This window comes from Sinobaca sp. SA16-1 (genome assembly GCF_059510515.1).
In genome coordinates, this window is record NZ_JCAKFL010000003.1 from 652509 (window position 1) to 670481 (window position 17973).

Here is a 17973-nt window from a genome sequence, read left to right on the forward strand (position 1 = left end):
AGAAATATAAGAAGTGGGAGTATTGTTTCAGAATCCGGATACGCAGGTTTGCATGGCGACGGTCCGCGACGAACTAACGTTTACGATGGAGAATGGGTCTGTAAATCAGACAGAAATAGATGCCCGGATGCAGAGAGCGTTAAGAGCAGTGAAACTGGAAGCGCATATGAATACACCTATTCACGCTTGATCCGGAGGGATGAAACAAAGAGCGTTCATGGCCTCTCTGTGGTGCCGGGACTCCAATATATGGATTATTGATGAACCGATGTCCCAGCTTGATCCGGCAGGACGCCGCAGCCTGGCTGAATGCCTGCAGGCGGTTAAGATGGATCCAAAGAAAACACTGACAATGAATGAATATCAGCTAACGATAAAGCAGTGGCAGGAAGATACGGGGCATCTTTCCGCGGAGCTTGTAAACAGTGTGCTTCCCGTTCCGGCAGTGAGCAGAGAAACCGATGATCAGCATAAGTATGGAAATAGAAGCTTCTTGGCCACTATTATGTGTATTAACGACCAGCCCAACGGCTTTAGTGTTAAATTTAATGGAAAGACGGAAACTCACGACAGGTATAGGATACGGTCTAATAGCAGCCTATAGGTTTCTCCTTCAGCTGTATGAGGAATTCAAACAGGTTAAAAAGGCGAATCGTATGAGCAGTATGGGAAACAAGAAAATTATATGGAGGTGGAAACAGTATGCCATTCCATTGATGGCTGGAGCGATCCGTAAAGCGGAAAGAACGGTTGTAGCTATGGAAGTAAAAGGATTCGACAGTTCCAGGAACCGTACACGTTATCAGACAATGCCTTACCATAAAGAAGATATTTACTTTGCGGCAGGAGTTCTTATCACAGCGGCGGGGTTGATACGGGTGCTGTCTAATTTGGAAAAACTCCTACAATATATTGTAGGAGTTTTTAATTAAAAATAAAATTCTAATAAATGTATAATTAGTGAGCATAAAGACTAAAATTTAACCGGACTAAACTCTGATTTTGTGTTTATACATAAATTATGTTAATAAATAGTTCTTTTATACTGTGAAAAAAGATATACATTAATGTAAAATTGTTATACTATAAATTTATTCTACATAATATATTAGGAGGAGTTTAAATTGTCAAAATTGGTTAACTGTAAAGTGTGTGAACATCAGATTGCAAAAGGTGTAAAAAAATGCCCTAGTTGTGGAAAGGATCAAAGAAACTTTTTCATGAAACATAAGATTATGACGTTTTTTGGTGGACTAATTGCACTTATTGTAATATTTAGTGCAGCTCCAGGGGGCGATGAAGAAGCTTCTGTGGCTACAGAAGCAACTTCAGATGCTGAAGCAAGCGATACGGAAGAAACAACTGAGGAAGTAGTTTATAGTGTTGGAGATACGATCCCGTTGGAACGAGTGGAAGTATCTGTAACGGAAGTAGAAGAGAGAGAAGAAGTTGGGGGTGAATATTCGTCTAAAGTTGCTTCAGACGGAGGGACGTTTGCTGCTGTTCAATGGACAATAAAAAACACCTCTGATGAACCAATAGGTTCTTTTTCCACTCCTACTGTTAATTTAATAGATGAGAATGGTGTTTCTTATGATACAGATTTTGATGCTTCCGTAGAATACTCTGTAGAAACAGATATCGATAATTCAAAAGTTTTAAGTGATTTAAATCCTGGTATTTCGGTAACAAGCGTTGATGTATTTGAAGTATCAAAAGAGCAATTCAGTGAAGGTGAATGGTTTATTGAGATTGATGGAGAAAAAGTCTCCATCAAATAAACGGCTATATTAATAAAGAAGCTCCTTACTGAAAAGTAAGGAGCTTCTTTTGTTATTCGAATTAATATTAAGACAGATTATATGTATGGCGGGACTGTGTGGGAATCGAACCCACCGGAGACGACACGCGCCTCCCTGAAGGTTTTGAAGACCTCGGCAAGCACCAGCTACACAACCAGCCCCATTTGTTTTATAGTGCACTTCGTTATTCTACTATTCCGGTACAGGAATTACAACTATTTAACGCAAAGGTCAGCTCTGCACTGTCAGCAGACACTAACTATTAACAAGTCCGCTGCCTTATCAGGCCGGGCTTGTTTTATTTGATTGGAGAGCCCTTGGGATAGTAAGATAGAACAGTAGAAAAGTGCGGACGAGAGAGGCAGGGACCAGCATGGCAAAACGAATGCTTACAGTAGGGATGGCCGGGCATATTGACCACGGCAAAACGACATTAACGAAAGCTTTAACCAATATAGATACCGATCGACTGAAAGAAGAAAAGGATCGTAACATTTCCATCGAACCGGGATTTGCCCCGCTTACGCTGCGGGAGGATATAGATGTGTCCATCATTGATGTACCTGGGCATGAGCGTTTTATCAGGCAGATGATTGCCGGCGTTGCGGGAATTGATGGGGTCATTCTGACCGTTGCCGCAGATGAAGGGGTTATGCCCCAGACAAAGGAACACCTGGAGATCCTCACGCTTCTCGGGATTCCGGGAAGCGTCATTGCTATAACCAAGGCGGATAAGGTTGACGAGGAACTGCTGGAGCTTGCAGGAGAAGACATCCGGGACGAAGTACAGGGTACGCCTTTTGCCAATGCAGAAATGGTCTTTATCGACAGTCTGAGCGGGCGCGGTCTGGAAGAGTTGAAGCAGCAGTTGATTCATATGCTGGAAAAAGTACCGGACCGCGATCCGCGCGGAGCTTTCCGCCTGCCGATAGACAATGTGTTCAGCGTACACGGGCAGGGTACCGTTGTCCGGGGCACGGTATATGAAGGAAGTGTTGCAGAAGGAGAAACACTGCAGCTGCTTCCCCAGCAGACGTTTGTAAAAGTGCGGCAGCTGCAGGTTCATCATGAGCCGGTAAAGTCGGGGAGCGCCGGCCAAAGGCTTGCGCTTAATATCAGCGGCGTATCGAAACAGGATGTACACCGCGGTGATGTTCTTGTTGCAGCACAGCACTACACGACAACCGACCGGCTGGATGTTGTTCTGTACGGGGCATCAGCAGCCGCGTATGCTGTAAAACAGCGCGGCTACGTTATGCTTCACCTTGGCACGGCTGAAGTATACGGCAAAGTTATTTTCTTTGACCGCAACACTTTGGAACCCGGATTTGACGAGGTGATCTGCCAGCTGGAACTGGAAGAAAAAGTTGTTACAAAAAGAGGCGATGCGTTTATTCTGCGCCGGCCTTCTCCAGCCGAAACATTTGCGGGCGGATGGGTGATCCAGGCACAGGCGGAAAAGCGCCGATTTGGCACGGATACAATTCAAGTGCTCGGGAAAATGATGGAAGATACACCGGAAGAGCAGCTGTTGGAAGCGATCAGAACACATGTATGGCTAACGAAGGAAGAAGCAGCCCTGCAGAGCGGCCTGCCCGAAGAAGATATAGAGAAGCTGATTGAGCAGGGAATGGAAAACGGCACCCTGGCAGCGATGGGAAAACAAAAAGTGACGTCGCGTCAGCAGCAGCAGAACATGCTCGCTGTTATTAAAGAGCAGCTGGAGCAGTTTCACGAAGTCCATTCGCTGCGTTCCGGACAAAACCGGCAGGAAATTATTCAATCACACGTCCAGCGTGGGATTCCAAAAGAATTTATTGTGCAGCTTATTCAACAGGCACTCGATCAGGGAGAACTTGTTTCCCATCAGCAATTTATTGCTCTGGCAGAATTTTCTCCTGCCGCTCCAAAGGGATGGGAACGGAGAATTGAGAGCCTGCAGGAACAGTGGCAGATAGACGCCCTCCAGGTAAAAGCGTGGAAAGACTATACGGAAGCATCCGGCCTGCCTGAACACATTGGCGACGAACTGAAATGGTCGCTGTTGGAAAGACAGCTGGCTGTTAAAATGGATGACATTCACATTTGGAAGGCAGACATTTTTAAAGAAAAGGCAGCGTTATTAAAAGAAGCCTTTCCAGAATCGTTTACGCTGCAGCAGGCAAAAGAAGTTCTGCCGCTCAGCCGCAAGTACATGGTCCCATATTTGGAAGCGCTGGATGCAGCCGGTTGGACCAAGCGCCGGGATGACGTGAGGGAGTGGCTGGAGCGGTGACTATTCCTAACGTACTTTTTTTAACTCCCTATTACTATTCCAGGCGCGGCAATGCTACGACAGCGCGAAGACTGGAAGCTTCAATGAAAAGAACAGGCCAGCCCATCCATCTGTTTTCATATGAAGAAGAGCCCACCGCAAAAGGTGTCGCATTACTCGAAGAGGCGGACGTAGTTCATGCGCTTCATATCCGCCGTACGTATGAGTGGCTGCAACAGGCTGAGACCAGTCTCAAAGTGCCTTATGTGTTAACAAGCGGCGGGACCGATATTAATGTAGATATACAGCAAAAGCAGCAGGCAGCCAACTTGGAAACATTTATACGTCAGGCTGATAAAATTACTGTTTTCAGCCGCGACGGCGTAAAGAAGCTGGCCCGGGCCTATCCGGAGCTCGGACAAAGGATACAAATCGTCCCCCAGGGAGTGGATCCTTCAACAGCGGTGTATGAAAAAGAGCTCACCCGCTGGCTGCAGGACCACAGCGGCACGCCGAATATTTTAATTCCGGCCGGCCTGAGAAGCGTGAAAGATGTTCTGTTCGGATTGAAAGTATTGGAAGAGCTGAGAGTAAGTTTTCCGGCGATTCAGTTTTTAATCGTAGGAGAAGCGATGGAAGAGCAGGTAAAGCGGGAAGTCGTGCAGGCGGTAGCATCAAGAAGTTGGATGCACTACCATGAAGGCGTAGAAATAGAAGCGATGCCCGCGTTCTATGAATGGGCGGATGTCGTGATTAATACCTCCCTGTCCGAAGGCCAGCCAATGGCCGTGCTCGAAGCGATGATGCATGAGATTCCGGTGCTGGCCAGACGAAACGGCGGCAATGAGAGCGTAATCGAGGATAGCCGGAATGGACTGCTGTTTGGCGATGAGCAAACGTTTCATGCGAAGCTTGAGCAGCTTCTGGATAACCCCGATCTGAAAAAAAAGCTGACACAGCAGGCGAAAACAGATGTACTTGACCGGCATTCGAGTGACAAAGAAGCCCAGCAGTATCAGGCTATATATAAAGAAATATGCAATAAAGATAACTAAAAAAAGAGGCGGCTTGGTGGAGCGGCCTCTTTTTTTATAAATAGAAGTAGTTTCTCTCTTTTTGATTAAGTCGTTGAAATAACCGGGGCCTGAAAAGAACGGGCCAGCTCCGAGAAGGCATGAATCATCGGCTCCTCGGTCCGGTCGCTTAAAATAGACAGGTGCAGGTGGCGGAAGCCGGGCAGGCGTCCTTTGTTCACACAGCCTCTCGAAAGGGCCGAGGCGAGGGCGTACTCGGAAATAATGCCATAGCCGATACCGGCCTGCACAAGGGACAGGACACTTTCTGTATTCGGCACCACAGCGGCGGTCTCGAGATCCAACAGCGACCCGCCCCACTGCTGCAGGCTCTGTTCGGCAGCCAAATACGTGCCGGATCCTTTTTTTCGCTTGATAAACGGATAGCGGCTGATGTCAGTAAAAGCACCCGCTGCCTCAATGGAAGAGCCGGGCGGCCCGATCAGCGTCAGATGATCTTTCCACAGTGGAACGGTCTGCACGCCGGAATGCTGAAAAGCCTGGCCGATAATAACAGCATCCACTTCCCGCTGTAAAAGCAGATCGGTGATCGTGCTGGAGTCATCCACCTGCAGGTGAAATTTGGTACCTGGAAACTGGTCGTGGCATTTGGCACACAGCCCCGGCAGAAAATAGGTGCCCGGGGTTGTGCTTGCTCCTAACTTAAGCGTTTCAGCGTGCGGTTTGTTGTTCTTGTTAAACTGGCTGCGGAGTCTGGACCAGTCCTGAAGCCACTGTTCTGCCTGCGCATAAAGAGCGTCACCTTCATTTGTAAGCGTAACGGTTTTTCGTTCGATTAATAACACCTGTAATTCCCGTTCCAGGTGCTGTAAGTATTTTGTTACCGTAGACTGCGAGATATCAAGCTCCCGGGCAGCGATCGAAAAGCTGCGGGCTCTTGCCAGCACTACAAATACATGAAGCCATTTTTCATTCATCAGCGCATCCTCCATAGGGGCGTTTGTCTTTACTTTTATCATAATCAATGATAGCTTATTAACGCAATCACATTCGATATTTGCATAAAATGTATTACATATTGGAAAGCAGGGGAGAAAAGAAAAATGAAAAAGTGGCTGACAGCAGTATCCGCAGGAAGCGTTCTTGTACTGGGCGCATGCGGTGGCGGTGAAGAAGAAGAAAGCGGCGACAGCCAGGAAACGCTGGAAGTAGCGGTTATTCCGGCCCAGTCTTCCGGTGAAATGGAAAGCGGCGTTCAAAGCCTCGAAGACTCCTTAAACGAGAGCCTGGACCAGGAGGTCTCCGTGGAGACCTATCCGAACTACAATGCGGTTGTGGAAGCATTAAACTATGGAGAGCTTGACCTTGCTTATCTTGGGCCGCTCACCTATGTGATCGCTCATGAAGAAAGCGGTGCGGAAGCCATTATCACACAGGAGATTGACGGAGAGCCTTACTACTATTCCTACATTATTACACACGTTGACCAGCCGTGGGAAACGTTAGATGACATGCTCGAAGACAGCGAAGAGGTGGATTTTGCCTTCGCGAGCATTTCTTCTACATCGGGCTCGCTTATTCCAGGCCTCGAGCTTCGGGAGCGCGGTGTATTTGAATCGGAAGAAGACAACGAGTTTGCTTCTGTCCGCTATACCGGATCCCATGACGTAACCGCGCAGGTCGTGCAGTCGCAGGACGTGGACGCCGGAGCGATTGACAGTGCCATTTACAATGAATTGGTGGAAGACGGCGCGATTGATGAAAGCCAGATCAAAACCATCTGGGAGTCCGATCAGCTTTACCAGTATCCGTGGGCGGTACCCGAAGACATGGATGAGGACTTGAAAGCCGATATTCAGGAAGCATTTATCAATATTGAAGACGAAGAAATACTCAATGTGTTCGGCGGGGCTTCTGGCTTTGTAGAAACCGACCACAGCTACTACGAAGACGTAACGCGTGCGGCAGAAGATTTCGGCATGCTTGATATGGATGCGATTGAGGACTAGGGCGTCTGCTTTAAAGAAAAAGGGGTTCGTTAAATGATTTGGTTTCGAAAAAGACTGATTATCTATACGATTATTATCATGATCGCTACGTGGTGGGCGATGGGAAAAACAGAATTTGAGTGGGGGAACTTCGCCAACTTTGCCAACGCCTTTTCTTTTATCGGCGATCGATTTCTCCCGCTTGACTGGAGTATTGCTCCTTCGTTGATTGACCCGATGCTCGTCACGCTGGCGATTGCATTTTTAGGGACATTTTTTGCCCTGCTGGTGGCCCTGCCGCTTGCGTTTGCGTCAGCAAAAAATACGAGCCGCAGTCCCATACTTTACTATATTAACCGCTTTTTTCTTTCCGGTCTCCGTTCGGTGCCGGAAATTGTATTTGGGCTTATTTTTGTCGTCGTACTGGGTCTCGGCCCGTTCCCTGCCGTGTTTGCGATTTTTCTTCATAACATAGGCGTATTGGGAAAACTGATCTCCGAGCTTATTGAAGCGTCGGACCGGGGACCGCAGGAAGCGATGGAGTCTGTCGGGTCCTCCAGAAAAGTCGGCAATCTGTTTGCAATTATTCCGCAGATCTGGCCTAATATTCTATCGCAGTATTTTTACCGGTTTGAAGTCGCGATCCGCACCTCGCTTGTCCTCGGGTTCATCGGCGGCGGGGGGATCGGCCAGCGCTTAATTAATGATTTTGAGAGCTTTAATTATCCGGCTGTCGGTGTGATCGTGCTGAGCATTATGGTGATGGTTATTCTGGTAGACCTGTTTGGTGCTTTTGTCCGTAAACGCGTTATCTAGAGAGGAGAGAATCAGCATGATTGAATTAAAAAATGTTTCTGTTCAATACACGAAAGTCGGGGAACCTGCGCTGAAGAAGCTGAATCTCTCTTTAGAGCGCGGGGAGTTTGTCAGTGTACTCGGACCAAGCGGTGCCGGGAAGTCTACGATGATCCGCACGATTAATGCCCTGCAGCCTGTAACAGCAGGGGAAGTACTGATTGATGGAAGGTCTCTGGCGGGATTTACGCGCCGGGAGCAGCGGGAATGGCGCAGCCGTGCCGGGATGATTTTTCAGCATTTTCATCTTATTCCCAGGCTTACCGTGAAGCAGAATGTCCTATCCGGCTTGTTTGGAAAAAAAGCCCCGCTGGCGAATCTGGGAGGCATTTTCTCCACAGAAGAAAAAAAGCAGGCAGCTGTAGTGATTGAACAGGTCGGCCTTAAAGGGATGGAAGACCGCAGGATAGAGCAGCTGAGCGGCGGCCAGAAGCAGCGCGTTGGTGTAGCAAGGGCGCTGATTCAGGATCCTGATGTATTTCTCGGCGACGAGCCGGTAGCAAGTCTCGATCCGGGAACCTCCCGCTCGATTTTTTCCCTCATTGAAGAGATACACAAGCGAAATAATCTCATTACGATGATTAACGTTCATGATATAGAGCTGGCTAAAATATATTCCGACCGGATCATCGGTCTGTCCGAAGGCGAAGTGGTGTACGACGGACCGCCGGAGCAGGTCGACGATACCGTCATTGAGCGGATTTACGGCAAAAATATGATGGCAGAAAAAAAGACGCAGACCGTTAATTAACGGCCTGCGTCTTTTCAATTAGTCAATTTCCAGGTAATAATCGGATTTTTCTTCTACTTTTCCAATAACGGCAGCGTCGGTGATACCGGCTGCATGAAGATCAGCTACATAGCTTTCCGCCTGTTCCGGCGATACAGCGGCAAGCAGGCCTCCTGAAGTGATCGCGTCACATAACACCTGCTGCATAACGGCTGTTACACCCTCTGCACGATGAATGTGATCGATCAGGTAGGACTCATTGGATTTAGAGCCCCCCGGAATAATGCCTTGTTCCGCGAGCTCATATGAGCCTTCCAGAAGCGGGATGTCGTTCGACTGAAAACGGAACGTCACTTCACTGGCCGACGCCATTTCATATGAGTGGCCAAGGAGACCGAAGCCGGTAACATCGGTTACGGCATTTGGCTCGTAAGCGTGCAGCAGTTCTGCGGCTTCTTTGTTTAAAGAGGCCATTACTTTCGTGACTGCTGCTTCCTGCTCTTTTGTAACGGCTTGTCGTTTAATGCCGGTCGTCATAATACCGACGCCGAGCGGTTTGGTCAGCACAAGCACATCCCCGGGCTTTGCGCCTTTGTTCGCCCAGAATTTCTCCGGGTGCACAATGCCGGTGGCGGCGAGACCGAACTTAGGCTCGTCGTCATCAATTGAGTGGCCTCCGACGATAGTAGCTCCTGATTCCCTGACTTTGTCGGCAGCGCCTTTCATGATGCCGGCGAGAATGTAATCAGGCAGTTTCTTAATAGGGAACCCAACAATGTTTAACACTGTTTTCGGGGTTCCGCCCATCGCGTATATATCGCTTAGGGCATTTGCTGCGGCGATCTGTCCAAATTCGTAAGGATCATCGACAATCGGCGTAAAATAGTCCACAGACTGAACGAGAGCAATATCGTCGGTCAGCTTGTAAACGCCGCCGTCATCTGATGTGTCTGTTCCTACGAGAAGGGCAGGATCAGGGGCGGTTTTTGGTATATGGCGCAACACTTGCGCCAGGTCCTCGGGACCTATTTTGCAGCCTCAACCAGCTTTCGAGGAAAGTGTTGTGAGGCGTATTTGTTCTTCTTTCGTCATTCTCAAACCCTCCTTGTTTCTACTTTTCCAGTATAAGCGCTCTATTTGCGAGAACACAAATCATACACTACAATAATAATAGATAAAAGCAAAGGAGTGAGTCTCCAATGAAAATAACGATTGAATTCTGCATGCAGTGAAACTTTTCCCCAAAAGCCGTGAGTCTCACGGATGCATTGTACAAAGCCTATGGAGGAAAAATTAAAGAAGTGCAGCTGATTACTTCTTCCGGTGGTGTATTTGAAGTGTACGTTAATGAGGAAAAGGTGCATTCCAAAAAAGAAACGCGCCGGTTTCCGGACGAAGAACAGTTAATTGAAAAACTGAGAGGCTATGGGCCCTCATAAATAAAGGGGTCACGATCATGCCGGACGCAAGAAATATTCCTTCCGTTCATGCTCTGCTTCAGAACAGGCAGATCCGTCAGCTGATAGAAGAAGTACAGGACGAGCAGACGGTCACAAACCTCGTCCGGACGGAAACAGACAGACTCCGGGATGCAGTGCTGGACGGGATGGCGCTTGATTCCAAAGAAGAAGCGGAAAAAATAATTATTCAACACGCCGGGCAGCAGATTCGGCGCTTTTTTGCGGAGCGGCTTCACAGCGTTATTAATGCGACGGGAACGATTCTACATACAAACCTCGGGCGCGCTCCATTGGGACCGAACGCTGTAAAAAAAGTAATCGAAGCCGCTTCCGGATACTCTAATTTAGAATACAATGTAGAGACCGGCAGACGCGGATCGAGGCACGATATTCTCGAGGACCTGCTTTGTGAAGTGACCGGAGCGGAGGCCGCGATGGCCGTCAATAATAATGCCGCTGCTGTGTATCTGGTCCTGCGGGCTTTAACGTCGGAAAAAGAAGTCGTAGTCTCCCGGGGCCAGCTTGTGGAGATCGGCGGTTCGTTCCGGGTCTCATCTATAATGGAAGAAAGCGGTGCCGTTCTTAAAGAAGTAGGAACCACAAACAAAACACATCCTTATGACTATGAGGACGCTGTTAACGAGCGGACGGCGATGCTGATGAAAGTGCACACGAGCAATTTTTCCATGCACGGGTTCACGAGTGACGTATCGACAAAAGAGATGAGCCGGATAGGAAAAAGCCATGACCTGCTCGTATACGAGGATCTGGGGAGCGGTGCGCTGTATGACTTCCGCACGCATGGGATTGGTGAAGAGCCGACGGTTAAAGAAACGCTTGAAGCGGGAGCCGATCTGGTTTCTTTTTCCGGTGATAAACTGCTCGGCGGTCCGCAGGCGGGTATTATTGCCGGACGAAAGGATTTAATCGACCGGCTGAAAAAACATCAGCTTGCCCGGGTGCTCCGCTGCGACAAAATGACGCTCGCGGCTCTTGAAGCAACGATAAAGGCTTATCTGCCCGGGCACCAGGGCACAGAAAACATTCCAGCAGTGCATATGCTGCTGATGGAAAAAGAAGAGCTGGAAGCTAAAGCAGATTTATTTTTAAGCGAATGCCGGCTCCGGAAATGGACGCTTCGCAAAGCAGGCGATGAGTCTAAGGTTGGAGGCGGAACGATGCCGGATGTCACACTGCCTACGACCGTTGTATGTCTTAATACAGAAACTATAACAGCAGAGCAGGCAGCACGGGCGCTGCGGGTAAAAGAGGGGCGCCCTGTTATTTCCCGGGTCAGCAGAGAACAGCTTTTGTTTGATATGCGCACTCTGCAGGACGCCGATATTATAGAAATTGCCGCCTTCTTGATGGACCTGGAAAAAGAAGGGTTGGGCGTTTAGAAAACGGGTAACGTTATGTGTAACCGATTAATTTTTTTGGAAAGCCATTTATATTTGTCCGGAATTTTGCTATTCTAAAGGGGTGGACGGAAATGGCATATCGACTAAAGCCAAGTTACGAAATCCAGGAGCAGGATATTTTTTTCGACATTTAACACCGTCTGTTATATGATACAACTAAAAGGAGGATGCTACATATGAGTGAAAACCACGATTTGTTCAATGCACGCAAAACGTTCTCATCGAGCGGCAAGTCATATCATTATTATGATTTAAAAGCTATTGAGGACGCAGGAGTAGGTAATGTAGCGAAGCTGCCTTATTCTATCCGGGTGCTGCTTGAGTCTGTTCTAAGACAGCTGGACGGAAAAGTAATCAAGAAGGAACATGTAGAAAGCCTTGCTAAATGGGGCACAGAAAATAACAACGAAGAGGATGTACCATTCAAGCCTTCCCGTGTTATTCTTCAGGACTTTACCGGCGTACCGGCCGTAGTGGATCTGGCATCGCTTCGTAAAGCAATGGCAGACATCGGGGGAGACCCGCAGGAAATCAATCCGGCGATTCCGGTTGACCTTGTTGTTGACCACTCTGTTCAGGTAGACCGTTTTGGCGCGGAAGATTCCCTCCGCCGCAATATGGATCTTGAATTCGAAAGAAACGAAGAAAGATATAAACTCCTCAGCTGGGCAACGAAAGCATTTGACAACTATAGTGCTGTACCGCCCGCTACGGGTATCGTGCACCAGGTTAACCTGGAGTATCTTGCATCTGTCGTGCATGCTAAAGAATCAGACAACGGAGAAATTGAAACGTTCCCGGACACATTGGTTGGAACGGATTCCCACACTACGATGATCAACGGACTCGGCGTACTTGGCTGGGGCGTCGGCGGTATTGAGGCAGAAGCAGGAATGCTTCAGCAGCCTTCTTACTTCCCGGCACCGGAAGTAGTCGGTGTGAAACTTACAGGAGCCCTTCCTAACGGCGCAACAGCAACGGACCTTGCGCTTAAAGTAACACAGGTGCTTCGTGAAACGAACGTAGTTGGCAAGTTTGTGGAATTCTACGGCCCAGGCCTTAAGGAAATGCCGCTTGCAGACCGTGCAACGATCTCCAACATGGCTCCGGAGTATGGCGCAACTTGCGGCTTCTTCCCGGTAGATGAAGAGTCGTTAAACTACCTTCGACTTACAGGCCGAGATGAAGATCACATCCAGCTTGTAAAGGATTACTGCCAGGCTAACCACCTTTTCTATGAAGATGGCAGCGAAGAGCCTAACTTTACGAGAGTGCTTGAAGTAAAGCTTGAAGATATTCTTCCAAGTCTTTCCGGCCCGAAACGTCCACAGGATCTTATCGAGCTGACCGACATGAAGAAGAAATTCAACGAAGCACTTACAGCTCCAGCAGGCAACCAGGGATTCGGCCTGGCTCCTGAAGATGTGAAGAAAGACGTAGAAGTAAAACATCCAAGCGGAAAAACAACAACGTTAAGCACCGGCGCTGTTACAATTGCAGCTATTACAAGCTGTACAAACACGTCCAACCCTTACGTTATGATCGGTGCAGGCCTTCTCGCGAAGAAAGCAATCGAGCGCGGACTTGAAGTGCCGGAATATGTAAAAACATCCCTTGCACCAGGTTCTAAAGTTGTAACGCGTTACCTTGAAGATGCCGGCCTCATGCCTTATCTGGACCAGCTCGGTTTCAACCTTGTTGGTTACGGCTGTACAACGTGTATCGGTAACAGCGGTCCGCTTCCAATTGAAGTAGAAGAAGCGATTGCCGATAACGACGTGCTTGTTTCCTCTGTATTAAGCGGAAACAGAAACTTCGAAGGACGTATTCACCCGCTTGTTAAAGCCAACTATCTTGCTTCTCCACCGCTTGTTGTAGCTTACGCACTTGCTGGAAATGTGAACTTCGATTTCTACAAGGACAGCTTCGGCAAGGACAAAGATGGAAACGATGTGTATTTTGAAGAACTGTGGCCTACTACAGAAGAAATCAAAAACACCGTGCACAATAACGTATCTCCTAAACTCTTTAAAGAAGAATACGAAAATGTATTCACGAACAACGAGCGCTGGAACGATCTTCAGTCTGATGAAAATGCTGCGCTTTACGATTTTGATGAGGAATCTACGTATATCCAGAATCCTCCATTCTTCGTAGACATGGCGAAAGATCCGGAAGACATTAAGCCGCTTAACAGCCTTCGTGTCATCGGTAAATTTGCCGACAGTGTGACAACAGACCACATTTCACCAGCCGGCGCGATTGCAAAAGACAGCCCGGCCGGCCGTTATTTAATCGAAAAAGGCCTGTCTCCTGCTCAATTTAACTCGTACGGTTCCCGTCGTGGTAACCACGAAGTGATGATGAGAGGAACATTTGCCAATATCCGTATTAAGAACCAGCTTGCGCCGGGTACAGAAGGCGGCTATACGACATACTGGCCGAATGGCGAAACAATGGCTATCTATGACGCTGCTATGAAGTACAAGGAAGACAAAACGGATCTTATGGTTATCGCCGGAAACGATTACGGTATGGGAAGCTCCAGAGACTGGGCAGCGAAAGGTACCAACCTTTTGGGCATCAAGACAGTACTTGCCCAGAGCTTTGAGCGTATCCACCGCAGTAACCTTGTGTTAATGGGAGTTCTTCCGCTTCAGTTTAAAGACGGAGACAGCCCGGAATCACTTGGACTAACCGGTAAAGAAGCATTTGATGTAAAAGTAACAAACAACGTGCGTCCACGTGACGTAATCGAAGTTGTGGCAACCGACGAAGATGGAAAAGTAACAACGTTCCAGGTTATTGCCCGCTTTGACAGCGAAATCGAGATGGACTACTACCGCCACGGCGGTATTCTGCAGATGGTACTTCGCAACAACCTTGCGAAAACAGAAGCAGCACGCGACAACTAATCATATAAGCAAAAGCCCTCCCGCCTTCCAGGTGCGGAGGGCTTTTCTTTTTCAGAAGCTCGTTGTGAAATAAAATAGTGTAAATATATCTATTGCTATAACTGCGGTAAAAAATGATAATATAGGAATGACCTTATCAGAAGAAAGCAGGTATAACCGTGACAGAGGAAGAATCAACAACAAGAGAACGCAGACAGTCACCGTTTCGTAAAGGGGTGGCTGCTGCCTTTATTCTCTATATGGCCGCCCTCCTTTACGTGACCCTTTTAGCGTGGAATTACGGTTCTTCTTACGGGGCGCAGGGACCGGGAAGCAGGAACTATAACCTGCATCCGTTTGAAAGCATTATGAATATTGCTTTGTACAGCGATAACGTTATCGACCCGTTGATTATTCTGGCGGGCAATGTCATTATGTTCATGCCGTTTGGCTTTCTGCTGGGGCTGCTTGTCTATTCCCGTGCCAAAGTCTTCTGGCTTGTGCCTCTGCTGGCGATGCTGCTTTCCATCGGAATCGAGTCAGCCCAGTTTATGTTTACGTACCGGGTATCCAATATTGATGACGTTATCTTAAATACAACAGGTGGCGTTTTAGGAGCATGGACGGCCTTATTTGTACGCAGGCTTACAGGCAAGTATAATAAGAAGTAGAAAAAACTCCAGGGTATTTTCCCCTGGAGTTTTGTTATAAAGGCAGAAGCGTAGGCTTTTTATTGAAAGGACGCTTTCGTATAAAAGGAGAGACCTGTTATGAGCATTTCAATCACTGACCAGCTCAAAGAAAAGATGGAAGCCTGGGAAAAACAGCCTTCCTCTCTTTCCATTGATGCGGTTCAGGAATTTATCGGGCAGATGAACACAACCGATACCGAGCAGCGCCATCTGGCAGCCAGAGCCTATGCGGTGCTGGCCAAGGAACGCTTCTCCAGAAGAGACCGCTTTGATCCGCTGATCCGCAGCTGGGTCGAGCAGGGATTGGAGTGGGACGATACTGAGAAAGACCTCTTGTTTTTAAAAGGGCTGGAAACGTTATTTGCAGTCCGTGACATGGCGTTTGGCCGTGCTATGGCTCCGATCCGGGAAACGGACCAGAGTTCTGCGAGAAAAAAAGCGGCCGAACAGTTAAAAGCAAGTGCGGACAGCGAACGCGAGCAGTTGAAGCAGGCAGAAGAAATTTTACAGCAGTCCACCGTGGACCCCGAGCTGTTTGACGGCCATCTGCCGGGAATACTAGAAGCCGTCCAAAAAGGAATGACGCTGTATAAAAAAGTGGCGGAAGAGGCAGAAGAATACCTGCAGACGGCGTCCGGTTCCTTTTATTCGCCGGAACAGGTGAAAAAGCTGAAGCTCTCGATCCAGGAGCTGCTGGAAGTAAAAAAAGAATGGGAAAGCCAATTTGCAGCTTTGGACCAATACACGGCCATGCTTCCGGGGGACCCATTAACCGAACTCGACCAGATGATCGGACTGGAGCAGGTCAAAGATAACGTGCATCGGATGTATCACTACCTGCAGTATCAAAAGCAGCGCAAGGACCAGGGATATCAGTGGAAAGACGAGCGGAGCCTTCATATGATTTTAACCGGAAACCCGGGAACCGGAAAAACGATGCTCGCCCGGATGCTGGCAAAAATTTATCATCACCTCGGCATTCTTCCCCGTGATGAAGTGCTGGAAGCAGATCGTTCCCAGCTTGTCGGCGCCTATGTGGGACAGACCGAAGAAAAAACGATGCACTTAATAAAGGAAGCCGTCGGAGGCGTGCTCTTTATCGATGAAGCTTACAGCCTCAGACGTGAAGGGATGTCCGGCAATGATTTCGGCCAGACCGCGGTCGACACGCTCGTTTCCGCCATGACGAGCGGCGAGTATGCTGGTTCTTTTGCGATTATTCTTGCCGGATACCCGGAGGAAATGCGCCAGTTTCTGCATTCCAACCCGGGGCTGCGCAGCCGCTTTCCGGAGAGCAATCATATCCACCTTCCGGATTATTCCATGAAAGAGCTTACCCAGATTGCCGAAAAAACCGCGATCGATAACGACTTTATGCTGAATGAGGCGAGCCGCCGCGTCCTGCAGGAGCGCCTGGAAAAAGAGCAGGTCGACGAAACATTTGGAAACGGACGGACCGCTAAAAACATTATTATGGATGCGATTTTTCAAAAAGGATCCAAAATTGGGGAAAAAACTGACGGAAGCGTTGAAGACTATTCCATTCTGACCCCCGAAGACATGAGCGGGTCAGCTTTTTCATTAGATGAAGACGCCCGTAAAGAACCTATGATAAAATTAGAGGAAATGATTGGCTTACAGGAAGTAAAAAATGAACTTAAAAAGCTTGCCAGTTTTATTTCTGTGCAGAAAAAAAGAAAAGAAGAAGGGGCGCCGAGCGTTCCCCTGCAGCTGCACACCGTGTTTACGGGAGAGGCAGGAACAGGAAAAACAACGGTAGCGAAGCTTTATGCCGGTATCCTGAAAGAGATGGGCTTTCTAAAACGCGGACATACTATTGTGTGCGGTCGAAGCGACCTGGTTGCTGAATACACCGGCCAGACCGCAGCCAAAACGAGGAAAAAAATCCGTGAAGCATTAGGCGGCGTGCTGTTTATTGATGAAGCCTATGCGCTAGCGACAGGAAGCCGGTCGGATTTCGGCAAAGAAGCCCTCGATACGCTCGTAGAAGAAATGACTAAGCATGACGAAAATTTGGTTGTGATTTTATCCGGCTACGCCGGTCCGATGGAGCAGCTGTTTGAGATCAATCCCGGCCTGCGCTCCCGTTTTAAAAAGACATTTTATTTTCCGCCGTACATCGCCGATGAACTTCTGGAAATCACCCGCTTGAAAACGAAAGAATACGGCTATACGTGTACAAAAACCGCGCTGGAAGTGCTTAAAGGCGCCTACGGGCGCATGGATACTTCCGGCAATGCCCGCTTCGCTGAAGATATGGCCGAAGAAATGTTTCAGCAGCAGGCCGGACGGGTGATGGACGGCGCAGCGGAAAACCTGCACGAACTCAATGAAACAGATGCACAAAAGGCAGCAGCCTATAAAGAAAAAGAGAGCATTAAAGGAGACCGTTAAATGACACGCACAACTGCTTCTACATCGGTGCCGGTCCGCTACGCAGAAACAGACCAGATGGGCATTGTCCATCATTCGGTCTATGTGATCTGGTGCGAACTTGGACGAACAGAGCTTATTAAAAAGCTGGGGTTCCGCTACAATGAACTGGAAAAACAGGGCTACCTGTCCCCGGTGACCGGCATCAACCTGCAGTATAAAAAATCCTCGGTATACGACGAAACAATCACGATCGAGACCTGGGTGAAAGACTACAGCGGTGTCCGTATTGAATACGGCTACCGGATCAGCAATGAAAGCGGGGAAACGTGTGTGGAAGGCTCCTCCGAGCATGTCTGCGTATTAAAGGACAGCTTCCGCCCGCTTTCCATCAAAAAACATCTTCCGGAGTGGCATGATATGTATACAAGGGAAGTGTCGCATTAGGA

General features: G+C 48.4%; 16 protein-coding genes, 1 tRNA gene and 1 pseudogene. 15 read left to right on the top strand and 3 right to left on the bottom strand.

Features of this window, described 5'->3' with window-relative positions; all coding sequences use genetic code 11:
* The first annotated feature begins 13 nt into the window (after positions 1–13).
* From AC5W2J_RS11290 to AC5W2J_RS11305, 4 genes are all read left to right on the top strand, one after another.
* Positions 14–190: a hypothetical protein gene (locus AC5W2J_RS11290; RefSeq protein WP_496059552.1), complete on the top strand. Its 177-nt coding sequence runs from the start codon at positions 14–16 to the stop codon at positions 188–190.
* 9 nt (positions 191–199) lie between these two features.
* On the top strand, positions 200–604 hold the full coding sequence (locus AC5W2J_RS11295; protein WP_496059553.1) for a hypothetical protein: 405 nt from the start codon (positions 200–202) through the stop codon (positions 602–604).
* Positions 549–932 carry an energy-coupling factor transporter transmembrane component T family protein gene (locus AC5W2J_RS11300; RefSeq protein WP_496059554.1) on the top strand — a complete coding sequence of 128 codons (384 nt, stop codon included), beginning with the start codon at positions 549–551 and terminating at the stop codon, positions 930–932. The genes AC5W2J_RS11295 and AC5W2J_RS11300 overlap by 56 nt, the downstream gene beginning before the upstream one ends.
* 192 nt (positions 933–1124) lie before the next feature.
* On the top strand, positions 1125–1781 hold the full coding sequence (locus AC5W2J_RS11305; RefSeq protein WP_496059555.1) for a DUF4352 domain-containing protein: 657 nt from the start codon (positions 1125–1127) through the stop codon (positions 1779–1781).
* 86 nt (positions 1782–1867) lie between these two features.
* Here the strand turns inward: AC5W2J_RS11305 and AC5W2J_RS11310 are convergent.
* Positions 1868–1964, bottom strand: a tRNA-Sec gene (locus tag AC5W2J_RS11310).
* A 211-nt stretch (positions 1965–2175) separates the two neighbouring features.
* Here AC5W2J_RS11310 and selB point away from each other — a divergent pair.
* Together selB and AC5W2J_RS11320 are read left to right on the top strand one after the other, a co-directional pair.
* Complete coding sequence (selB, locus tag AC5W2J_RS11315; protein WP_496059556.1) at positions 2176–4077, top strand: selenocysteine-specific translation elongation factor; 1902 nt, start codon at positions 2176–2178, stop codon at positions 4075–4077.
* Positions 4074–5111, top strand: coding sequence for a glycosyltransferase family 4 protein (locus AC5W2J_RS11320; RefSeq protein WP_496059557.1), 1038 nt, complete (start codon positions 4074–4076; stop codon positions 5109–5111). Before selB ends, AC5W2J_RS11320 begins: the two co-directional genes overlap by 4 nt.
* A gap of 65 nt (positions 5112–5176) precedes the next feature.
* Here the strand turns inward: AC5W2J_RS11320 and AC5W2J_RS11325 are convergent, their stop codons facing one another.
* The gene (locus AC5W2J_RS11325; RefSeq protein WP_496059558.1) at positions 5177–6067 is read right to left on the bottom strand and encodes a selenium metabolism-associated LysR family transcriptional regulator; all 891 of its coding nucleotides are present in this window, start codon (positions 6065–6067) and stop codon (positions 5177–5179) included.
* A 126-nt stretch (positions 6068–6193) separates the two neighbouring features.
* On the opposite strand from AC5W2J_RS11325, the gene phnD reads away from it, so the two are divergent.
* From phnD to phnC, 3 genes are read left to right on the top strand one after another with little or no spacing between them, the layout of a single operon-like run.
* Entirely contained in the window at positions 6194–7099 is a 906-nt protein-coding gene (gene phnD / locus AC5W2J_RS11330; RefSeq protein ID WP_496059559.1) for a phosphate/phosphite/phosphonate ABC transporter substrate-binding protein, read from the top strand.
* Between the two features lie 33 nt (positions 7100–7132).
* Positions 7133–7894, top strand: coding sequence for a phosphonate ABC transporter, permease protein PhnE (gene phnE, locus AC5W2J_RS11335; protein ID WP_496059560.1), 762 nt, complete (start codon positions 7133–7135; stop codon positions 7892–7894).
* Between the two features lie 16 nt (positions 7895–7910).
* The gene (phnC, locus tag AC5W2J_RS11340) at positions 7911–8684 is read left to right on the top strand and encodes a phosphonate ABC transporter ATP-binding protein (protein WP_496059561.1); all 774 of its coding nucleotides are present in this window, start codon (positions 7911–7913) and stop codon (positions 8682–8684) included.
* 18 nt (positions 8685–8702) lie between these two features.
* On the opposite strand, the gene selD is transcribed toward phnC, so the two are convergent.
* The gene (gene selD, locus AC5W2J_RS11345; RefSeq protein WP_496059562.1) at positions 8703–9755 is read right to left on the bottom strand and encodes a selenide, water dikinase SelD; all 1053 of its coding nucleotides are present in this window, start codon (positions 9753–9755) and stop codon (positions 8703–8705) included.
* A gap of 152 nt (positions 9756–9907) precedes the next feature.
* Here selD and AC5W2J_RS11350 point away from each other — a divergent pair.
* The 6 genes and pseudogenes from AC5W2J_RS11350 to AC5W2J_RS11375 all read left to right on the top strand — a co-directional run.
* Positions 9908–10102, top strand: a pseudogene (locus tag AC5W2J_RS11350) (Rdx family protein); the annotation flags it as partial.
* Between the two features lie 17 nt (positions 10103–10119).
* Entirely contained in the window at positions 10120–11523 is a 1404-nt protein-coding gene (gene selA / locus AC5W2J_RS11355; protein ID WP_496059563.1) for an L-seryl-tRNA(Sec) selenium transferase, read from the top strand.
* 197 nt (positions 11524–11720) lie between these two features.
* Entirely contained in the window at positions 11721–14459 is a 2739-nt protein-coding gene (acnA, locus tag AC5W2J_RS11360) for an aconitate hydratase AcnA (RefSeq protein ID WP_496059564.1), read from the top strand.
* A gap of 158 nt (positions 14460–14617) precedes the next feature.
* The gene (locus tag AC5W2J_RS11365; RefSeq protein WP_496059565.1) at positions 14618–15109 is read left to right on the top strand and encodes a VanZ family protein; all 492 of its coding nucleotides are present in this window, start codon (positions 14618–14620) and stop codon (positions 15107–15109) included.
* Between the two features lie 99 nt (positions 15110–15208).
* Complete coding sequence (locus AC5W2J_RS11370; RefSeq protein WP_496059566.1) at positions 15209–17545, top strand: AAA family ATPase; 2337 nt, start codon at positions 15209–15211, stop codon at positions 17543–17545.
* Positions 17546–17971: an acyl-CoA thioesterase gene (locus tag AC5W2J_RS11375; protein ID WP_496059567.1), complete on the top strand. Its 426-nt coding sequence runs from the start codon at positions 17546–17548 to the stop codon at positions 17969–17971. It begins immediately after the preceding gene.
* Positions 17972–17973: the final 2 nt, after the last annotated feature.